16 protein-coding genes and 4 pseudogenes are annotated in these 18,510 nt (G+C 68.5%); 15 read left to right on the top strand and 5 right to left on the bottom strand.

Features of this window, described 5'->3' with window-relative positions; genetic code table 11:
- Nucleotides 1-119 (top strand): annotated as a pseudogene (locus tag ASJ79_RS34680) (CoA ester lyase); the annotation flags it as partial.
- 36 nt (nt 120-155) lie between these two features.
- Here ASJ79_RS34680 and ASJ79_RS34675 read toward each other — a convergent pair.
- A pseudogene (locus tag ASJ79_RS34675) lies at nt 156-299 on the bottom strand (acyl-CoA dehydrogenase family protein); the annotation flags it as partial.
- 146 nt (nt 300-445) lie between these two features.
- Between ASJ79_RS34675 and ASJ79_RS30490 the strand changes: the two are divergent.
- The 14 genes and pseudogenes from ASJ79_RS30490 (at nt 446) to ASJ79_RS30425 (ending at nt 14,646) form a co-directional block, all read left to right on the top strand.
- A complete protein-coding gene (locus ASJ79_RS30490) occupies nt 446-946 on the top strand; it encodes an acyl-CoA dehydrogenase family protein (protein ID WP_231751105.1) in 501 nt (166 codons plus the stop codon).
- Nucleotides 947-967: 21 nt separating this feature from the next.
- Complete coding sequence (locus ASJ79_RS30485) at nt 968-1,714, top strand: SDR family NAD(P)-dependent oxidoreductase (RefSeq protein ID WP_067963729.1); 747 nt, start codon at nt 968-970, stop codon at nt 1,712-1,714.
- 12 nt (nt 1,715-1,726) lie between these two features.
- On the top strand, nt 1,727-3,343 hold the full coding sequence (locus tag ASJ79_RS30480) for an AMP-binding protein (protein WP_067963726.1): 1,617 nt from the start codon (nt 1,727-1,729) through the stop codon (nt 3,341-3,343).
- 9 nt (nt 3,344-3,352) lie between these two features.
- Nucleotides 3,353-4,123, top strand: coding sequence for an enoyl-CoA hydratase/isomerase family protein (locus ASJ79_RS30475; RefSeq protein ID WP_067963723.1), 771 nt, complete (start codon nt 3,353-3,355; stop codon nt 4,121-4,123).
- 2 nt (nt 4,124-4,125) lie between these two features.
- Nucleotides 4,126-5,043: a 3-hydroxyacyl-CoA dehydrogenase family protein gene (locus ASJ79_RS30470; protein ID WP_067963720.1), complete on the top strand. Its 918-nt coding sequence runs from the start codon at nt 4,126-4,128 to the stop codon at nt 5,041-5,043.
- The gene (locus tag ASJ79_RS30465; RefSeq protein WP_067963718.1) at nt 5,034-6,155 is read left to right on the top strand and encodes an acyl-CoA dehydrogenase family protein; all 1,122 of its coding nucleotides are present in this window, start codon (nt 5,034-5,036) and stop codon (nt 6,153-6,155) included. Before ASJ79_RS30470 ends, ASJ79_RS30465 begins: the two co-directional genes overlap by 10 nt.
- 14 nt (nt 6,156-6,169) lie before the next feature.
- A complete protein-coding gene (locus tag ASJ79_RS30460) occupies nt 6,170-7,342 on the top strand; it encodes an acyl-CoA dehydrogenase family protein (protein WP_067963716.1) in 1,173 nt (390 codons plus the stop codon).
- Between the two features lie 106 nt (nt 7,343-7,448).
- Entirely contained in the window at nt 7,449-8,519 is a 1,071-nt protein-coding gene (dctP, locus tag ASJ79_RS30455) for a TRAP transporter substrate-binding protein DctP (protein ID WP_082754159.1), read from the top strand.
- A pseudogene (locus tag ASJ79_RS35335) lies at nt 8,516-8,983 on the top strand (TRAP transporter small permease); the annotation flags it as partial. The gene dctP and the pseudogene ASJ79_RS35335, both read left to right, overlap by 4 nt.
- 130 nt (nt 8,984-9,113) lie before the next feature.
- Entirely contained in the window at nt 9,114-10,394 is a 1,281-nt protein-coding gene (locus ASJ79_RS30445) for a TRAP transporter large permease (protein WP_067963707.1), read from the top strand.
- A gap of 37 nt (nt 10,395-10,431) precedes the next feature.
- Complete coding sequence (locus ASJ79_RS30440) at nt 10,432-11,208, top strand: crotonase/enoyl-CoA hydratase family protein (protein WP_067963703.1); 777 nt, start codon at nt 10,432-10,434, stop codon at nt 11,206-11,208.
- An 11-nt stretch (nt 11,209-11,219) separates the two neighbouring features.
- Nucleotides 11,220-12,371 carry an acyl-CoA dehydrogenase family protein gene (locus tag ASJ79_RS30435; protein ID WP_369803792.1) on the top strand — a complete coding sequence of 384 codons (1,152 nt, stop codon included), beginning with the start codon at nt 11,220-11,222 and terminating at the stop codon, nt 12,369-12,371.
- A complete protein-coding gene (locus tag ASJ79_RS30430) occupies nt 12,371-13,444 on the top strand; it encodes an acyl-CoA dehydrogenase family protein (protein ID WP_067963700.1) in 1,074 nt (357 codons plus the stop codon). The genes ASJ79_RS30435 and ASJ79_RS30430 overlap by 1 nt, the downstream gene beginning before the upstream one ends.
- Nucleotides 13,444-14,646 carry a CaiB/BaiF CoA-transferase family protein gene (locus ASJ79_RS30425; RefSeq protein WP_067963697.1) on the top strand — a complete coding sequence of 401 codons (1,203 nt, stop codon included), beginning with the start codon at nt 13,444-13,446 and terminating at the stop codon, nt 14,644-14,646. Before ASJ79_RS30430 ends, ASJ79_RS30425 begins: the two co-directional genes overlap by 1 nt.
- Nucleotides 14,647-14,759: 113 nt before the next feature.
- Here ASJ79_RS30425 and ASJ79_RS30420 read toward each other — a convergent pair whose 3' ends face one another.
- From ASJ79_RS30420 to ASJ79_RS32960, 4 genes and pseudogenes are all read right to left on the bottom strand, one after another.
- Nucleotides 14,760-15,668 (bottom strand): DUF5996 family protein, encoded by a 909-nt coding sequence (locus tag ASJ79_RS30420; RefSeq protein WP_067963734.1) that lies wholly within the window; start codon nt 15,666-15,668, stop codon nt 14,760-14,762.
- A 113-nt stretch (nt 15,669-15,781) separates the two neighbouring features.
- Complete coding sequence (locus ASJ79_RS30415; protein WP_156448710.1) at nt 15,782-16,378, bottom strand: TetR family transcriptional regulator; 597 nt, start codon at nt 16,376-16,378, stop codon at nt 15,782-15,784.
- A gap of 46 nt (nt 16,379-16,424) precedes the next feature.
- Nucleotides 16,425-18,305, bottom strand: coding sequence for a S9 family peptidase (locus tag ASJ79_RS30410; protein ID WP_067963688.1), 1,881 nt, complete (start codon nt 18,303-18,305; stop codon nt 16,425-16,427).
- Between the two features lie 102 nt (nt 18,306-18,407).
- A pseudogene (locus tag ASJ79_RS32960) lies at nt 18,408-18,510 on the bottom strand (TetR family transcriptional regulator); the annotation flags it as partial.

Genomic DNA, 18,510 nt, shown 5'->3' with positions numbered 1-18,510 from the left:
GCGAGGTGGCCCGCCACGTGCGCTCCCAGACGCTGCTGGCCGCCAAGGCGTACGGCCGGCTGGCGCTGGACTCGGTGTTCCTCGACATCAAGAACCTCGACGGGTTGCGTGCCGAGGTCGTCGAACGCGGCCCGCGACACGTGGCGGTCGTCGAGGTCGACGTAGAACGCGCTGACCCCGCGCGCGCCGGGCCCGCCCGTGCGGGCCAGCACCAGCGCGGTCTGCGCGGCCATCCCGAGGGTGATCGAGGTCTTCTCACCCGTGAGCAGCCAGCCGTCCGCGGTCGGCTCGGCGCGCATCTCCAGCGCGGCCGCGTCGGTGCCGTGCTGCGGTTCGGTGATGCAGAAGGCCGGCACCACCTCGCCGGACGCGATCGCGGGCCGCGTTCGACGACCTCGGCAGCCGCGCGATCGGACGCGCCTCGCTGCACTTCGACGGCCTGCCGGTGCCCCGGGACCGGCTCGTCGGCGCCGAGGGTGACGGGTTCATCTCGGTGATGCAGGGGTTCGACTACTCGCGGGCCATCATCGGGCTGGCCTGTCTCGGTGCAGCGCAGGTCTCGATGGACGAGGCGCTGCAGTGGTGCCGGGACCGGCAGACGTTCGGCAACCCGCTGGGCACCTACCAGGGAGTGGCCTTCCCGCTGGCCGAGTACGCCACCTATCTGCGGGGCGCGCGGCACGTCTGCTACGAGGCGTTGTGGCGCAAGGACAACGGCCTCGAACACAGCACCGAGGCCGCGATGGCCAAGTTCTGGGCGCCCAAGGTGTCCGCCGAGGCGATCCAGCAGTGCCTGCTCACGCTCGGCCACCTCGGCTACTCCAGCGAGAGTCCGGTCGGCCAGCGCCTGCGCGACGTCATCGGCCTGCAGATCGGCGACGGCACCGCACAGGTGTCCAAGCTCGTCATCGCGCGAAACATGCTGGGCCGCAAGTACGCACCGTAACGAAATCGAAGGGACATCATGATGGGCAGACTCGACGACAAGATCGTCATCGTCACCGGAGCCGGCCAGGGCATCGGTCGCGGCATCGCGGAGAAGCTGGCCGCCGAGGGTGCCACCGTGGTGGTCACCGACCTCAACGAGGTGACCGCCAAGGAGACCGCGTCGGCCATCGGCGGCGCCGCGATCGGCGTCCAGACCGACGTCACCTCGCCCGAGGCCGTCGACGCCATGGTCGACCGCGTCCGCAGCGAATTCGGCCGCATCGACGTGCTGGTCAACAACGCCGGCTGGGACCGGGCCGCGCCGTTCGTCGATTCCGACCGGGCGGACTGGGACCGTGTCATCCAGATCAACCTGTACGGCGTGTTGAACACCAGCAAGGCGGTGCTGCCCGTGATGGCGGCGCAGGGTTTCGGCACGGTGGTCAACATCGCCTCGGACGCGGGCCGGGTCGGCTCCTCCGGCGAGGCCGTGTACTCGGCGGCCAAGGGCGGGATCATCGCGTTCACCAAGTCGGTTGCCCGTGAGATGGCCCGGCACAAGGTCAATGCCAACGCGATCTGCCCGGGACCGGCCGACACCGCGCTGTTCGCCTCGATCGGCGGCGACAACCCCAAGCTGCGCGAGGCGCTGACCAAGTCGATCCCGATGCGTCGGCTCGCGCAGCCCAGCGACCTGGCCAACGTCGTCGCGTTCTTCGCCTCCGACGAGGCCGCCTACGTCACCGGCCAGACCGTCAGCGTCAGCGGCGGCCTCACGATGAGCTGACTGGAGACCGCCATGTCGTTCGAGACGCTCCTCACGCGAGAACTGATCGACGCACACACCAGCGCCGGCTACTGGACCGACCGGACCATCACCGACCATCTCGACGAGGCCGCCGCCGCGACGCCCGACAAGACGGCGTTCGTCGACTCCCGGCGCGCGGTCACCTACGGAGAGCTCCGCCGCGAGGTCGACCGCTGCGCTCTCGGTCTTCTCGAACTCGGTGTGCGCCGCGGCGATGTGGTGTCCTTTCAGCTGCCCAACTGGATCGAGTGGGTGGTGGTGCATTTCGCCGCCAGCCGGATCGGGGCGATCAGCAACCCCCTCATCCCGATTTACCGGGACCGTGAGGTCGGCTTCATGGTGGGGTTGGCGCGGTCGAAGGTGCTGGTGGTCCCGCAGGAGTTCCGCGGGTTCGACTACCCGGCGATGGTCGAGCGGCTGCGCGGCCGGTGGCCTGGCCTGGACCACGTGCTCGTCGTCGGTTCGTCGTGGGACGAGTTCGCCGCCACTCCCTGGGAGGAGCGGCGGGATCCCGCGGAGCTGACGACGCTGCGACCGGACCCCAACGACGTGACCCTGCTGATCTTCACGTCCGGCACCACCGGCGAACCCAAGGGCGTGATGCACACCCACAACACGGCCATCGCGGCGAACAACCCGCTGCCGCAGCGGCTCGGCATCACCGCCGACAGCGTGATCCACATGGCCTCCACGCTGGCGCACCTCACCGGATTCCTGTACGGCGCCCGGCTTCCCGTGCAGAACGGGGCCACGTGCGTGCTGCAGGACGTCTGGGACGCCCCGCGCTTCGTCGAACTGGTGGCCCGGCACGGCATCACCTACACGTCGGCGGCGACACCGTTTCTGCACGACGTGATCAACGCCGCCAACCTCGCCGACCACGACCTGTCCTCGCTGCGCCGGTTCTGCTGCATGGGCGCGCCGATCCCCCGTGCACTGGTGCGTGAGGCGCGCCGGAAGCTGCCCGGTCTGACAGTTCTCGGCGGCTGGGGCCAGACCGAGAATGCCCTTGTCACACTGGGGGTTCCGGGAGATCCCGACGAGAAGATCATCGACACCGACGGATACCCGTGGCCGGGAATGCGGATCCGCGTCGTCGACGACACCGGTGCCGAACTGCCCGCCGGTTCGGAGGGCCGCCTGCAGGCCAGTGGGCCGTTCCTGTTCGTCGGCTACGCCGAACGTCTCGACCTGGCCCGGGAGGCCTTCGACGGTCCCTGGTTCGACACCGGCGACCTCGCGGTCATCGACGCCGACGGCTACCTGCGCATCGCGGGCCGCACCAAGGACGTGATCATCCGGGGCGGCGAGAACATCCCGGTGGCCTACATCGAGAACGTGCTCTACGAGCACTCCGACATCGTGTCCGCGGCGGTCGTCGCGGTGCCCGACCCCCGGCTGCAGGAACGCGCCTGCGCCTGCGTCGTGCTCAAAGCCGGGGCCGACGCACTGTCCTTCGAGAAGCTGCAGGCGTTCATGGCCGAGAAAGGCGTGGCCCGGCATTACTGGCCCGAGCGCCTCGAAGTGCTCCCCGAGCTGCCGTGCACGGCCAGCGGCAAGATCCAGAAGTTCGCGCTCCGTGCCGCCCTCAACAGCGCTGACCGATAAGGAAATTCGATGTTCTACGAGACTCTGCTGACCGATGTCTGCGACGGCGTCGCGCTGATCACGCTCAACCGGCCCGAAGTCCGCAACGCCATCAACCGCACGGTGCAGACCGAGCTGCACGCTGCGCTGGCCGAGGCGCGGGCCGACGACAAGGTGGGTGCGGTGATCTTCACCGGCGCGGGCGACCGCGCGTTCGCCGCGGGCGCCGACATCGCCCAGTTGCAGAACTACACGCTGCACACCGGGCTCGACTCGGAGATGCAGCGCCTCTACGACGAGGTCGAGGCGTTCGAGAAGCCGACCATCGCCGCGGTCAACGGATACGCACTCGGCGGCGGTTGTGAGCTGGCGATGGCCTGTGACATCCGGATCTCCGCCCCCGCAGCGAAACTCGGGCTGCCCGAGACCATGCTGTCGGTGCTGCCCGGGGCCGGCGGAACGCAGCGGCTGGCCCGGCTCGTCGGCGTCGGGCGCGCCATCGAGCTGATCCTCACCGGTCGCATGGTCGACGCCGCCGAGGCACAGTCGATCGGGCTGGTGAGCGCTGTCGCCGACGACCCGGTGGCCGCCGCGCGCGACACCGCCGCGACGATGCTGGCCCGTGGCCCGCTGGCCGTGCGGCTGGCGAAGCTGGTGATCCGCACCGGCTTGGACGCCGACCAGCGCACCGGCCTGGTGGTCGAGCGACTGGCGCAGGCATTGCTGTACACCACCGACGACAAGCGTGAGGGCGCGGAGGCGTTTCTCGCCAAGCGTCCCGCCGAATTCACCGGGAGCTGAGAATGATTCAGCACATCCTCGTGGTGGGCGCCGGTGCGATGGGTTCGCAGATCGCCCTGGTCTGCGCCACGACCGGCTACCACGCCACCCTGTACGACATCGATGCCGGGCGGTTGCCGGTGGCCGAGGCGGAGCTGCGCGACCTGCTGACCACCCGCGTCGCCAAGGGCCGGATGGGCGCTGATGACGCCGACGCCGCGCTGCGCCGGCTCAGCTACACCACCGACCTCGACAGCGCCACACGCGACACCGATTTCGTCATCGAGGCCGCGGTGGAGAAACTTGACGTCAAACGAAACCTGTTCCAGCACCTGGACCGGCTCGCCGGGGCGCACACCATTCTGGCGACCAACTCGTCGAGCTTCGTGCCGTCCCAGTTGGCCGATGCCACCGGCCGGCCCGACCGGGTATGCAATCTGCACTTCTTCAACCCCGCCACGGTGATGCGCTGCGTGGAGGTCGTGCGCGGTCCACAGACATCTGAGGCGACCATCGCCACCACCGTCGAACTCGCCCGCGCTCTCGGAAAGACCCCCGTGGTGCTCGACAGGGAGATCCCGGGGTTCATCGCCAACCGCATCCTCAATGCCGTGCGCGACGAGGCGATTCACCTCCTCGAGAACGACATCGCCTCCGTCGAGGCCATCGACACCGCATGCCGCACCGCGCTGGGCTACCCGATGGGCCCGTTCGAGCTGATGGACCTGACCGGCATCGACATCGGCTACTTCACCAAGTCCGCCCGCTTCGCCGAATCCGGCGACCCACGCGACGCGCCCAGCGCCAGCGTCACCGCCCTCGTCGAGCGCGGCGAGCTCGGCCGCAAGACCGGACTCGGGTGGTACGTCTACGCGCCCGACGGCACCAAGAGTCCCCGCCCCCGACCCGATATCAGCGCCAAGGAGCCCACATGGACCTGACTTTGACCGACGACCAGATCAAATTCCGTGAGTACGCGCGGGACTTTCTCGACAAGGAAGTGATCTCCCACCGTGCGGAGTGGGACCGTGCGGAGTCCGTCGACACCGCCCTCATCCCCAAACTCGGCGCGATGGGCTTCTTCGGGCTGACCATCCCGGAGGAGTACGGCGGCCTCGGCGGCGACTACATCACCTACTGCATCGGCATGGAGGAACTGGGCCGCGCCGACTCGGCGGTGCGCGGCATCGTGTCGGTCTCCATGGGCCTGGTGGGCAAGGTGATCCTGTCGCACGGCACCGAGGAACAGAAGCAGCGCTGGTTGCCCGGCATCGCCACCGGCGAGATCCTGGGCTGCTTCGGTCTGACCGAACCGGACACCGGTTCGGACGCAGGCAATCTCAAGGCCCGCGCGTCCCGCGACGGTGATCACTACGTGCTCAACGGGCAGAAGATGTTCATCACCAACGCCACCTGGGCCGACGTCTGTCTGGTGTTCGCCCGCACCGGCGGACCCGGCCCCAAGGGTGTCTCGGCGTTCCTGGTCCCCACCGACAGCCCGGGATTCGAGACCCGCGAGATCAAGGGCAAGCTGGGCCTGCGTGGCCAGGCCACCGGCGAGGTGTTCCTGACCGACGTTCGGGTGCCCGCCTCGGCGCGGCTCGGTGAAGAGGGCCAAGGCTTTTCGATCGCCATGCACTCGCTGGACAAGGGGCGGGTCTCGGTCGGCGCCGGATGTGTCGGCATCGTCATGGGCTGCCTCGAGTCCTGTGTGGACTACGCCACCCAGCGCAACCAGTTCGACCGTCCGCTGGCGGCGTTCCAGCTGATCCAGGACATGATCGCCGACATGTCGGTCGAACTGGACGCGGCCCGGATGCTGGTGTGGCGAGCGGCCGACCTGATCGAGCGCGGCGAGCCGTTCGGCGTCGAGGCGTCCAAAGCCAAGTACTACGCCAGCGAGGCGGCGGTGCGCGCGGCGAACAATGCGATCCAGATCTTCGGCGGATACGGCTACATCGACGAATACCCCGTGCAGAAGTACCTGCGGGACGCTCGCGTGATCCAGAAACTGCTCATCGGCCGCGCCGAAACCGGCGTCAACGCCTTCTGACTGAGGAGACGACCATGACAACCATCCACACACCGCTCGGGCTGTTCGGCACCGAGGACCTGATCGACGGCGAGGACCGCGCCATCCGCGACGCGGTCGCCGACTTCACCACCGAGCGGATTCGGCCGCACCTGGGCGAATGGTTCGAGGCCGCAGAGATCCCGGCCCGGGAACTCGCCCTCGAACTCGGCAAGATCGGCATGCTCGGCATGCATCTGCAGGGTTACGGCTGCGCCGGCACCAGCGCCACCGCCTACGGCCTGGCGTGCATGGAGCTGGAGGCAGCCGATTCCGGTCTGCGCAGCCTGGTTTCGGTGCAGGGCTCCCTGGCGATGTTCGCCATCTGGCGCTGGGGATCGGAGGAACAGAAACAGGAGTGGCTGCCGCGGATGGCCGCCGGCGAGGCGATCGGCTGTTTCGGACTGACCGAGCCCGACTTCGGCTCTGATCCCGGGGGCATGCGCACCTACGCGCGCCGCGACGGGGACGACTGGGTTCTCAACGGCACCAAGATGTGGATCACCAACGGATCGGTGGCCGACGTCGCGGTGGTGTGGGCCCAGACCGACGACAAGATCCGCGGCTTCGTCGTGCCCACTTCCACCCCCGGGTTCTCCGCACCGGAGATCACCCGCAAGCTGTCGCTGCGCGCATCGGTGACCAGCGAGTTGGTGCTCGACGAGGTGCGGCTGCCGGCGTCGGCGATGCTGCCTGAGGCGCGCGGTCTGTCCGGTCCGCTGTCGTGCCTCAACGAGGCGCGCTACGGCATCGTGTTCGGCGCGCTCGGCGCGGCCAGGGACTGCCTGGAGACCACCATCGCCTACACGGCGGACCGCAACATCTTCGGCAAGCCGCTGGCGTCCTACCAGGCCACCCAGCTCAAGCTGGCGGACATGGCACTGGAGCTCGGCAAGGGCATGCTGCTGGCGCTGCAGCTCGGCCGTCTCAAGGACACCGGCCGGCTGCGTCCCGAGCAGGTCAGCCTCGGTAAGCTCAACAACGTCCGCGAATCGCTGGCCATCGCGCGTGAATGCCGAACCGTGTTGGGCGCCAACGGCATCAGCCTCGAATATCCGGTGATGCGGCATGCCGCCAACCTGGAGTCGGTACTGACCTACGAGGGCACGTCCGAGGTGCATCAGCTCATGATCGGCCAGGCGCTGACAGGACACTCGGCGTTCCGGTAGCCGCCCACGAAGGTTCCGGCGGCTATGCGGTACGCCAAATACCCACGACTGCAGCGGATCTCGGCACGTTTTTTGCCCTCATCATCACCGTATCTCAGGAGCACCGATGCGTAGCACAACTTTCCGCCGGGCACTTCGACACGTCGCGGCAGCCGGCATTGTGGCGCTCACCGCGACCAGCTGCGTCGCCCTGGGCGCAGAGCCGGCCTCCCGCGGGACGGTGCTACGCGTCGGCGGCTACTTCTCCGAGAGCCATCCCGTCCGGGCCGGCGGTGTCGAACCGTTCCTCGAGATCCTCCGGGCCGAAGGACCCGGCGTCGGCCTCGACGTCCGGTACTACGGCGGTGGACAGCTGGCCGACCTGACCACGATGCCCGAGGCGATGCGCAACGGTCTGGTCCAGTTGGGGCCGATCGCACCGTCCAACGTCGAGACCGAATTCCAGATGTCCACCGTCGCCGACCTGCCAGGCCTGGTCACGGAGTCCTGCACCGGTGCGGACGCCCTGCTGAATCTCGTGGAGCCGGGTGGCATCCTCTTCGAGAAGGAGTTCCAGCCCGGCGGGATACGCCCGCTGTGGATCGCGATGCTGCAAGGCTTCGAGGCCCTGACCAGCGGCACGCCGGTGCACACCCCCGACGACCTCAGGGGACTCGCGCTGCGGTCGCCGGGCGGAGCGGGCGACCGCGTCGTGAGGCGTGCCGGCGCCGCCGGTGTCTCCATCCCGCTCAACGAGGTCTACCAGGGAGTACTGCAGGGCACGGTCGAAGGCACGCTCGCCAGCCCGACGAGCATCGCGGCCTACAAGCTGTGGGAGGTGCTCGGGTACAGCACCGAGAACGCCCACCTCGGCGCCGCGGCGATCACCTACAACATCGCCGAGGACACCTGGCAGGAACTGAACGACGGGCAGCGCGCCGTCGTTCAGAAAGCTGCCGCCGCCGCGCAGGCGAGTGTCTGTCAGGCGGTCAACAAGTCGATCTCGGACAACAAGCAGAAGATGCGCGACGCGGGCGTGGTCTTCCACACCGTGACCGAGGCCGACCGAGCCGCGTGGGAGGGTCTGGCCGTTCCGGTTCGACAGGAGTGGGTCACCGACCTCGAAAGCAGCGGCCACCCCGCGGCCGGTGAGGTGCTGGCCGAGTATGTCGCGGCACTGGAGGAGGTGCGGCGATGACGCAGACCATCCACTACACGGACAAGCCGGCTGGGAAGGCGTTCCCCCGGCTGGTCCGGGTCCAGGATTACATTTCCTGGCTGTGCGCCGGACTGGCGAGCATCGCCCTGGCCGCCACGTTCGTCATCACGCTGACCGAGCTCTACACCCGCAACGTCCACAACCGACCGCTCGGCTGGAACATCATCTTCGTCGAGCAGTACTGCATGCTGGCGATGGCGTTCTTCGGCGCGGTGACGGCCTATCACACGGGCGCACACATCGCGGTGTACACGATCTACGACAAGCTCTCCGGACCGCTGCGGCGCACGTGCGCGGTCATCGCGAACCTGCTCGTGCTCACCGGATTCGCGATCATGTTCCTCGCGGGATTCGACTCGGCGCGTGAGGCGTTCGTGACCGGAGAGCAGGCGGTGCGGGGGTCCGCCCAGTTGGGGCTGCCGACATGGTGGTGGAAGTCGATCATGCCCGCCGCCGGCGCGCTCGGCGTGATCGTCGTCGCCATCGAACTGTTCGGCCTCATCACCGGCGACGTTCGCACCGACCCGCACGAAACCGGCGCGCCACCGAGCACAACGCCGAGGAGGGGCCGGCATGACCATCGCACTCTCCATGACGGCCGTGATGCTGCTGCTGATCGCGATCAGGGTCCCCGTCGCCTTCTCGGTCCTCGCCGCAGGTGTCATCGGACTCGGGATGTACCTCACCGTCGACGAGATCATCGGCGCCGTCGGAACCGGCGCGCCACACTCCGTGATGGAGTATTCGATGTCGGCCGTCCCCCTCTTCATGTTCATGGCGCAACTCATGTTGCTGTCCGGACTGGCCGACCACATGTTCAAGGCCGCCACCGTGCTGATCGGCCGGATCCGCGGTGGCGCCGGTGTCGCCGCGATCGCCGCGGGTACGGCGTTCGCAGCGGTGTCGGGATCGAGCACGGCGTCGGCGGCGACCCTGGCGAGTACCTCGACCACCCAGCTGATCAAAGACGGTTACCAGCCCCGAACCGCAGGTGGACTCGTGGCCGTGGTCGGCACCCTCGCCGCCATGATCCCGCCCAGCATCATCCTGGTCTTCTACGCCATCACCGCCGAGATCAGTGTGGGTGACATGATCATCGCCGCGGTGGTCCCCGGCATCCTCATCGCCGTCGGACTCATCGCCGCGCTCGCTTTCACACTGGTGGCCAACCGCGACGCCGCGCCGCCGGGCCGGGCGAGCACGTTGAAAGAAAAGGGGCAGGCCGTGCTGCCCGCGCTGCCCCTCGTGCTGATCTTCGGCGCGGTGGTCGGGTCGATCTACACCGGCATCGCGACGGCGACGGAGGCGGCCGCGGTGGGCTGCCTCGCCGGCTTCATCCTCTGCGCGGTCCGCCGGAAACTCACCGTGCCCGGCCTGCGGCACGCGGTGTCGGAAACCGTCAAGACCACCGCGATGATCTTCGTGATGATGATCGGCGCCGAGGTCTTCGGCCAGTTCCTCACCCTCACCCAGGTCACCACGCAACTGGCGTCGTGGGTCATCGGGTTGAGCCTGGGCGCCACCGTGATCATGCTCGTGATCGGGCTGGTCTACATCGTGCTCGGCTTCTTCATGGACCAGGTCGCGATCATCGCACTCACCGTCCCGGTGGTGCTGCCGATCGTCACCGGCCTCGGCTTCGACCCGGTGTGGTTCGGCGTCTACCTGGTGCTGCTGGCCGAGGTCGGCCTGGTGACCCCGCCGATGGGACTGAACGCCTTCGTCGTGGCCCGGGTCGCGAAACGCCCTGTGGGCGAGGTGTTCCGGGGCGCCGTGCCGTTCATCGTGGCGATGCTGGCCATGGCTCTCATCTTCCTGATCTGGCCGCAGATCGCGCTGTTCGCCATCGACTGACCACCCCCACTCCCCAACCGAGAACAAGGGAGAACCCATGCCCGAGCCACTACTCGTCGAGCGCAACGGGAGCATCGAGACCTGGCGGATCAACCTGCCCGAGATCCGCAACCCGATCACCAGCCCCGAGATGATCGAGGCCTTCGTGGCCAACACCGCGCGGGTCGACCGCGACCCCGACGTCAAGTGCGTGATCCTCACCGGCGAGGGCAGTGCGTTCTCGGCCGGCGGCAACCTCCGCGAGCTCGCGGAGAAGAAGGGGATGTTCGGCGGCCCGCCCTACGTCCAACGCAACGGTTACCGCCACGGCGTCCAGCGGATCCCGCTGGCTCTCCACGATTGCGAGGTGCCGATCATCGCCGCCGTCAACGGCCCCGCCGTCGGCGCCGGTTGCGACCTGGCGGTCATGGCGGACATCCGGATCGCCTCGGAGACAGCAATTTTCGCCGAGGCCTTCGTCCAACTCGGTTTGATCCCCGGCGACGGCGGCGCCTGGTTTCTCACCCAGACCATCGGTCGGGCACGGGCCGCCGAGATGGCACTCACCGGAGACCGGGTGGATGCTGCCACCGCGCTGGAGTGGGGTCTGGTGAGCCGAGTGGTGCCACCCGAGAAGCTGCTCGACGAGGCCACCGCGCTCGCCGAGCGCATCGTCAAGAACTCCGGCCCCGCGGTGCGCATGGCCAAGAAACTGCTGCGCGAGTCCCGCAGGCGCGACCTCGCCGATGTGCTCGAGCTCAGCGCCGCCATGCAGGCGCTGGCCCACTTCACCGACGAACACGAGAACTACATGGAAGAGGTCAGGCACCGGTGACCGGGTCGTTCATGATCACCGATCTCCTTCCGCGTCCGGTCGGCGAGTCCGGCGTCATGACGGACCTCCGCGCACAGGTCCGCACGTTTCTGGGCAGCCTCCCCGACGCGTTGCGGAGTGAGCTCGGAGGGATCGACGGGTGGCTGACCCGGTGGAATCCCGAGCTGTCCCGGGCGTTGGCGCAGCAGGGGTGGATCGGCATGACCATCCCCCGGGAGTACGGCGGTCACGGGCGCAGTTTCCTCGAGCGCTTCGTCGTCACCGAGGAACTGCTGGCTGCCGGCGCCCCGGTGGGTGCGCACTGGGCCGCGGACCGACAGGTCGCCCCGAGCATCCTCCGGTTCGGCAACGAACAGCTCAAGAAGAGCTATCTGCCCCGGATCGCCGCCGGCGAATGCTTCTTCGGCATCGGCCTCAGTGAGCCCGACAGCGGCTCGGACCTCGCGAGCATCCGCACCAAGGCGACCCGCGACACCGGCGGGTGGCGGCTCACCGGGACGAAACTGTGGACCTCGGGCGCGCACCTCGCGCATGCGTTCGTGGTCTTCGCCCGCACGTCCCCGTTGGACGCGGCACACCGGCACGCCGGCTTCAGCCAGTTCGTCGTCCCACTCGACGATCCCGGCCTCGAAGTGCGCCCGGTGATCTCCGCGACCGGCAGCCACCACTTCAACGAGGTGGTGCTCACCGACGTCTTCGTGCCCGACGATCACGTACTGGGCGACATCGGCGACGGGTGGACCCAGGTGACCGCCGAACTCGCCTTCGAGCGCAGCGGTCCCGAACGGTTCCTGTCGACCTACCCGATGCTGACGGCCGCACTTGCCGATCCGGCGCTGACCGGCGTGCTCGACCGGGCATCCGTCGGCCGCCATGTCGGCCGCCTGGGTGGACTGCAGGAGATGTCGCGTTCCGTCGCGGGTGCGCTGCAGCGAGGCGAGCGAGCGGACCTGCCGGCGTCGCTGGTGAAGCTTCTCGGCACCACCTTCGAGGGCGACCTGGTCGAGTGGATCCACCTCGCGCTCGCCGATGCCGAGGCGCCGCTTACCGAAACCGCCGACCGGGTCCGCCGCGGTGTCGGGCACCGGCCCGCGTTCACCATCCGCGGCGGCACCAACGAGATTCTGCGCGGGGTCATCGCCCGCGGATTGGGGATGCGCTGATGAACACCACGATCGACTCCGACCTCGCGGACCTCATCCGCCAGATCTTCGGTGCCGGTGACGTGACGGACCGGCTGAGCCAGACCACCGACGGTGTCGCGTTCGACGATGGGCTGTGGAAGCAGCTGGCCGACCTCGGGCTGGTCCGTCTCACCGGCACCGAGGCCGCTGGGGGCAGCGGTGCGTCCTGGTACGAGTGCGCTGCCCTGCTGTCCGAGGCCGCGGCGAACGCCGTTCACCTGCCCCTGGCCGAATCCGATCTGCTCGCCGGATGGCTGCTCGACCGGGCCGGCCTTCCCTGCGACGACTCCCCGCGGACCGTCGCCGTCGCGGACTCCTCGGGACGCGCGCCCCGGGTGCCGTGGGCCGGCGAGGTCGAGCGTGTGGTCGCCGTCGTGCCCCGGGGCGACCGCGTGACGGTCGCGGACCTTGCCGCCATCCAGGTCGAGGCGACCCGGCTGCCCAACCTGTCGGGACTCCCGGCCTACGACGTGGAGGTTCCGGCCGGTCTGTCCGGTAACACAGTCGATCCCGGCGTGCTGACCACGTTGAAGCTGCGCGGCGCTCTGATCCGTGCCATCCAGTGTGTCGGGGCCATGGAACGGATCCTCGCGATGTGCGTGGAATATGCCGGGGTGCGCGTTCAGTTCGGCCGCCCGGTGGGCAGGTTCCAGTCGGTGCAGAACCTGATCGCCGACATCGCGGCCGAGGTCGCCCTGGCGGGCAGCGCCGTGGACGCGGCCGTGGTGGACGCTGTCGAGACCGAACTGGAAGGTGCCGCGTCCGTCTACCGGGTCGCGGTCGCCCGGTCATGCGTCGGCCACGCGGCGTCGGTGGTGGTGCGCAATGCGCATCAGGTCCACGGCGCGATCGGCACCACGCTCGAGCACCCGCTGCCGCTCTTCACCCTGCCGGTCATGGACTGGCGGGGCGACTTCGGCGGCACGCTGTTCTGGGACCGGGTCCTCGGCGCCCTGGTGGAATCCGACCCGACGGCACTGTGGGAGCTGGTCACCGCCGGCTCCACGGCGCAGAGTGATCCGAGGGCGCTGGTGGCCGGGGTGGTGGCGTGATGAGCGACCACAGCCTCCCGTTGGCCGGCCTGCGGGTCATCGAACTCAGCACGGTGTTGATGGCGCCCTACTGCAGCCAGCTCCTGGCGGACTGGGGCGCCGACGTGATCAAGATCGAGAGCCCGGGCGGCGACAACATCCGCCGGGTCAACGAGCGCGACGGCAACGCCATGGGACCGATGTTCGTCACCGCCAACCGCGGCAAGCGGTCCATCGTGATCGACCTCAAGGACCCGCGCGGGCTGGACCTGCTGCACGGCATCGTCAAGGACGCCGACGTCTTCATCCACAACATCCGCCCCCCGGCGGCGCGCCGCCTCGGGGTCGACGGACCGAGCCTGCTCCGCGTGAACCCGTCCCTGATCCACTGCGCGTTCCGCGGTTACGGTGCCGGCGGTCCCTACGAGGATCGCCCGGCGTACGACGACGTCATCCAGGCGGCATCGGGAGTCGCCGCCAGCCAGGGCGTCGGCGGGGCCGAACCGTCGTACATCCGGACCGTGGTCGCGGACAAGGTGGTGGGCCTGTACGGCGCCGCCGCGGTCTGCGCCGCCGTCGCCGGCCGGACGCCCGGGGGCCAAGGCCGGATCATCGAGGTCCCGATGTTCGAGGGCATGGCGTCGTTCATGCTGCTGGACCGCCAGGGCGGTTGGGTCGGCAACCCGCCGCTCGGACCCACCGGCTACAACCGGGCGGACTCGGTACACCGCCGGCCGTTCCGGACCAGCGACGGGTACCTGTCGGTGATGGTGTACACCGACAGGCACTGGGCGGCCTTCTTCGATCTGATCGGCCGGCCCGAGCTCAAGCAAGACCCGCGTTTCGGCAACCTCTCCGGCCGCACCCGCCATGTCGACGAGCTGTACAGCATGGTGGCCGAGGAGCTCGCCAAACGGCCGAATGCCGAATGGCTCGACCTGCTCGGCAAGGCCGACATCCCGCACGGTCCGGTGAACGCGATCGAGGACCTCTTCACCGACGAGCACCTGAGCGCGGTGGGCTTCTTCCAGACGCTTCAGCAGCCGGGCCTCGGCGAAGTGCGGCTGGCCCGCTCCCCGATCGACATGGGGATTCCCCCGCAGCCGGTGCGGCCTGCGCCGCTCTTCGGCCAGCACACCGAGGATGTGCTGCGGGAGGCCGGCCTGACGGAGGACGAAGTCGCCAAGCTGGTGGCCGACGGGGTGGTCGGCACTGGGCGCTGAGCCGGATGATCGCGTCCGTCGGCTCGACGATCTTCGGGTCCTCGCGGTTCTCCAACCGCGTCGTGGAATCGCGAAAGCCACGGCCCTGGCTGCATTTTCGACGTGTACGGCGTCTAGCGCCAGCGGTTCGGGTCGTCCTCCAACGCGGCGCGGTCCCAGTGGCCCAGATCCGCAGCCGCCGCGTACGTGCTCTGCAGAAACTGCAGCAGCGTCTTGTCGGGATCGTCGGCGGTTCGCACCGCCTCGTACGGCAGCAGGAACTGGCGGTACTCCTGGCTGTAGAACGCGGCGTCCGGCCCGACCGCATAGTCGGCGAAACCGTCCGGCTCGGGATATGCGTAGGCGTAGAACGCGCCTTCGTCGCCTCCGCCCGGCCAGAAGCCGCAGCTGCTCAGCTCACGCGAATAACCTTCCACCATCACCCAGTCACCGCAGTTGGGTGCACCACCCGGATGCCGGGGTGCCGGCCCGCCGGAGAACCTGGTGCAGGCGAGGTCGAACGACCCCCAGAAGAAATGCACCGGGCTCACCTTGCCGACGAAATGCGAACGGAATTCGCCGATCACGCGATGGGCCTGGATCAGTTGACGCCAGAACAACTGTGTGGCCGCGGCGTCATAGGAACTGTGCTCGGTGTCCTGATCGAACGGGATGCTGGTTGCAACTTCGTTGGGCGTCTTGGAGATACGGGCCTCGATGTCGAGGTCACGCAGGGCCGCCATGGTCTGGGCGTAGAAGTCCGCCACCGGCTTCGGCTCCAGCGCAACCGCCGCCGAGCCGCCGTCGCTGGTGCGGATCCAGAGGCGGTGGTCGACGAAGTCGAACTCCATGTCGAAGAGCCGGTCCCCGACGGGGATCGACGAGGTGGTCAGGCCGCGCGGGCTCACGTACAGCGTGACCTGCCACCAGTGGTTGACCAACGGAGCCCGCGACAGCCGGATTTTGCCCACGATCTGGGTCCACATGTGCAGTGTGTCGCGGGTGGTCTCCCAGTCGGCGACGCGCAGCGCAGGCCAGTTCATCTCCACACGCCCCTCCGGATCGTCGCCGCGTTCATGAGGCACCTCCGTCCTTCGCCGCCCCGAATACCCGGTTCAGCGCTCGTCGAAGCCGACACGAACCGGGCACGTCATGGCTAGGCCTCCGCCAGGAGCAATCTGAGCATGGTATCGAGATGCGTGGTCATGCGTCGATAGCTCAACATGCCCGCGCCGACCTGCAACAGCGCGCCGGACACGAGGGTCTCCACCGTGTCGGAGACCTCGGGCCAGGCCCCTGATCCCAAGGCGGCGGCGATACGTCGGCGAATCTCGGCGGAGATCGCCAGCCGCACCGGTACCACGGCTTCGTCGTCGGTTCGCATCAGCGCGTTGATGCACGTCACCCCGATCTGCGGGGCATGCACGAAGAGGGTCGCCACCACGTGCACCTGGGCCAGCAGCCGGTCCACCGCGTCTGCGCTCTCGTCGATGTCCAACGGCGCTGCTTTGAGTCGGCGCAGGTAGACGCCGGCGATCAGCGCGTTCTCGGTGGGGAACTCGGTCCGCAGCGCTGCAGTCGACAACCCGCAACGCTCGGCCACCGTCGCCAACGAAGCCCCGGTCGGGTCGGTGTCCCTCAGCGATTCGTAGGCGACGTCCAGGACGGCGCCGAAACCGTCGCGGTGCGCCCGGAGCGCCCTCCGGACATCGAGCGTCGACACGCCACGCGCGTCATCACCCAGAGCTCCCATCGATCGAGTGTAGGGCGGAGCGCTTGCCTCGCGCGTCTCCGCGGCGTCATGTCCTGCCGCCGAGATGCCGGGCCAGGAAGTGTGAGATGGCTTGCCACATCTCGATGACGTTCTCCGTGTTCACCGCGCCGTGGCCCTCGTCGGCCTGGACGAGGTAGTCCACCTCGACGCCGCGGGCGCGCAACGCGGTGACGAGGTTGTCCGATTCGGCCTGCACCACACGCACGTCGTTGGCGCCCTGGATGACGAGCAGCGGGGTACGGATCTGGTCCACCCGGGTGATCGGTGAGCGGGCCATCATGTCAGCCAGCTGCCCTGGGTCGTCGGGATCGCCGACGTAGGCGTGCCAGTTGTTGGCCAGATGCGGGCGTGCGATCGGGGGCAGGGTCCGCATGAAGTTCGCCAGATCCGAGATGCCGACGTAGTCGACGGCGGCGGCGAAGACATCGGGTGTGAACGTGACCCCGACCAGCGCGGCGTAACCGCCGTAAGAGCCACCGAGGATGGCGAGGCGGTCGGGGTCGGCGTAGCCCTGCTGCACCGCCCAGCGCACCCCGTCGATGAGGTCGTCGTGCATCTTGCCCGCGAACTCGCCGACCGCCGCTTTGAGGAACGCCTTGCCGTACCCCAGTGAACCGCGGAAGTTCACCTGCAGCACCGCGTAACCGCGGTTGGCCAGCATCTGGACCCCGGCGTCGAAACCCCAGCTGTCGCGATACCACGGTCCACCGTGCACGACGAGAACCATTGGTAGCCCCCGGGGTTCGATGCCGACCGGCAGTGTCAGATACGAGTGCAGCGCCCATCCGTCGCGTGAGGTGATCGTGACGGGCCGCATGGGCGCGAGTTGTTCGGGGTTCAGGTGCGGAAGCGGCCGGAACAGCAACCGGCTCTCGCCGGTGCTGTGGTCGTACAGGTACGTGGCGCCGGGATCGCGGTCGTGATTGAAGCCGACGACCCAGCGCAGGCCGGCCTCGTCCGACGAGAGACGTCCGATGTCGCCCTCGGACAGCCTCTCCAGGTTGGTGAGAATGTCGCCGAACCGCGGATCGAGGGCGCGGATCACCTGGCGCTCACCGAAGTAGCGCACCCCGAGCAGCTCGCCGGTGCGCCGGTCCTGGATGAGCGGCGCCGGGATGACCGGGCTGACGATCGCCCGAGGGTCGACGTCGAATTCGGGGTGGCTGTCGACGTCGGTCTCCTCACCGGTGGTCAGGTCGACGCGCACCAGGCGGGTCCGGTCCGTGCCGCGGTTGGACCCCAGCCACACGCCCGTGCCGTCGGGGGTGACGACCAACGGGTGGAAGCCCACCGGGTAGTCGCTGCCCTCGAACGTCGCGATGGGTCGCAACGTCTCGGTGGCGCCGTCCCACCGCGACAACTCCAGGTCGCCGTCGGGAGTCAGCGCGGTGGCGAACACGTCGCCGTTGTCGCTGCACAACCAACCGTTCACGTGGCCGGGATTCGTCGCGATCAGCGTGAGATCGCCGGTGGCGATGTCGATTTCGTGGACGTCGAGCAGGGTGACGTCCCGGGTGTTGAGCATGACGGTCGTCGTGCCGTTCTTCACCTCGCGGATGGGTACGGTCATCGCACCCGGGAACGGGGTGAGGTCGACGGCGGCGGCATCCGGGTCGTCGAGATCGACTCGATGGATGTGCCAGTTCTCGTCGCCGTCGGTGTCCTGCAGATAGACCAGCCATCGGGGGTCGTCGGTCCACTCGAAATGCATAACGCTGCGGTTCTCGTCGGCCGTCACGCACCGGGGCTCGTCGACCTCCGGTTCGAGGTTCTGAACCCAGACGTTGAGGCGCTCCTTCCAGGGCGCGAGGAAAGCGATTCTCGTTCCGTCCGGCGAGATCGTCGCGGCCGCGCGGGTCGGTGGACTGAAGAAGTCCTCCACGGAGATCAGATCGGGCAGTGCCATGACAGTCCTTTCACGTCGGTGTGGCGCAGGCAGGGCTCATCACGCCGCCGGGGTCATGCCCTCCCGGCGACAGTGGTTGCGGTGGTGGTTATTTCGGCTGCATCAGGGCTCCACCGGCCCGCCCAAGCGGCCGTTGGTGGCGTCCCGGATGGCTCGGTCGATCAACGACAGGGCTTCGCGCTGGGTGACCTTCTCCTTGTCGATG

Origin of the sequence: Mycobacterium sp. NAZ190054 (assembly GCF_001545925.1) — a bacterium.
Lineage (GTDB): Bacteria > Actinomycetota > Actinomycetes > Mycobacteriales > Mycobacteriaceae > Mycobacterium.
Note: the sequence above shows the minus strand (reverse complement) of the source record. Positions and strands in the feature narration are given on the sequence as shown.

Bases quoted from the DNA above. Each gene is read 5' to 3' on its own strand.
- ASJ79_RS30485 (WP_067963729.1), top strand. From the start codon at position 968: ATGGGCAGACTCGACGACAAGATCGTCATCGTCACCGGAGCCGGCCAG.
- ASJ79_RS30480 (WP_067963726.1), top strand. From the start codon at position 1,727: ATGTCGTTCGAGACGCTCCTCACGCGAGAACTGATCGACGCACACACC.
- ASJ79_RS30475 (WP_067963723.1), top strand. From the start codon at position 3,353: ATGTTCTACGAGACTCTGCTGACCGATGTCTGCGACGGCGTCGCGCTG.
- ASJ79_RS30470 (WP_067963720.1), top strand. From the start codon at position 4,126: ATGATTCAGCACATCCTCGTGGTGGGCGCCGGTGCGATGGGTTCGCAG.
- ASJ79_RS30465 (WP_067963718.1), top strand. From the start codon at position 5,034: ATGGACCTGACTTTGACCGACGACCAGATCAAATTCCGTGAGTACGCG.
- ASJ79_RS30460 (WP_067963716.1), top strand. From the start codon at position 6,170: ATGACAACCATCCACACACCGCTCGGGCTGTTCGGCACCGAGGACCTG.
- dctP (WP_082754159.1), top strand. From the start codon at position 7,449: ATGCGTAGCACAACTTTCCGCCGGGCACTTCGACACGTCGCGGCAGCC.
- ASJ79_RS30445 (WP_067963707.1), top strand. From the start codon at position 9,114: ATGACCATCGCACTCTCCATGACGGCCGTGATGCTGCTGCTGATCGCG.
- ASJ79_RS30440 (WP_067963703.1), top strand. From the start codon at position 10,432: ATGCCCGAGCCACTACTCGTCGAGCGCAACGGGAGCATCGAGACCTGG.
- ASJ79_RS30435 (WP_369803792.1), top strand. From the start codon at position 11,220: ATGATCACCGATCTCCTTCCGCGTCCGGTCGGCGAGTCCGGCGTCATG.
- ASJ79_RS30430 (WP_067963700.1), top strand. From the start codon at position 12,371: ATGAACACCACGATCGACTCCGACCTCGCGGACCTCATCCGCCAGATC.
- ASJ79_RS30425 (WP_067963697.1), top strand. From the start codon at position 13,444: ATGAGCGACCACAGCCTCCCGTTGGCCGGCCTGCGGGTCATCGAACTC.
- ASJ79_RS30420 (WP_067963734.1), bottom strand. From the start codon at position 15,668: ATGAACTGGCCTGCGCTGCGCGTCGCCGACTGGGAGACCACCCGCGAC.
- ASJ79_RS30415 (WP_156448710.1), bottom strand. From the start codon at position 16,378: ATGGGAGCTCTGGGTGATGACGCGCGTGGCGTGTCGACGCTCGATGTC.
- ASJ79_RS30410 (WP_067963688.1), bottom strand. From the start codon at position 18,305: ATGGCACTGCCCGATCTGATCTCCGTGGAGGACTTCTTCAGTCCACCG.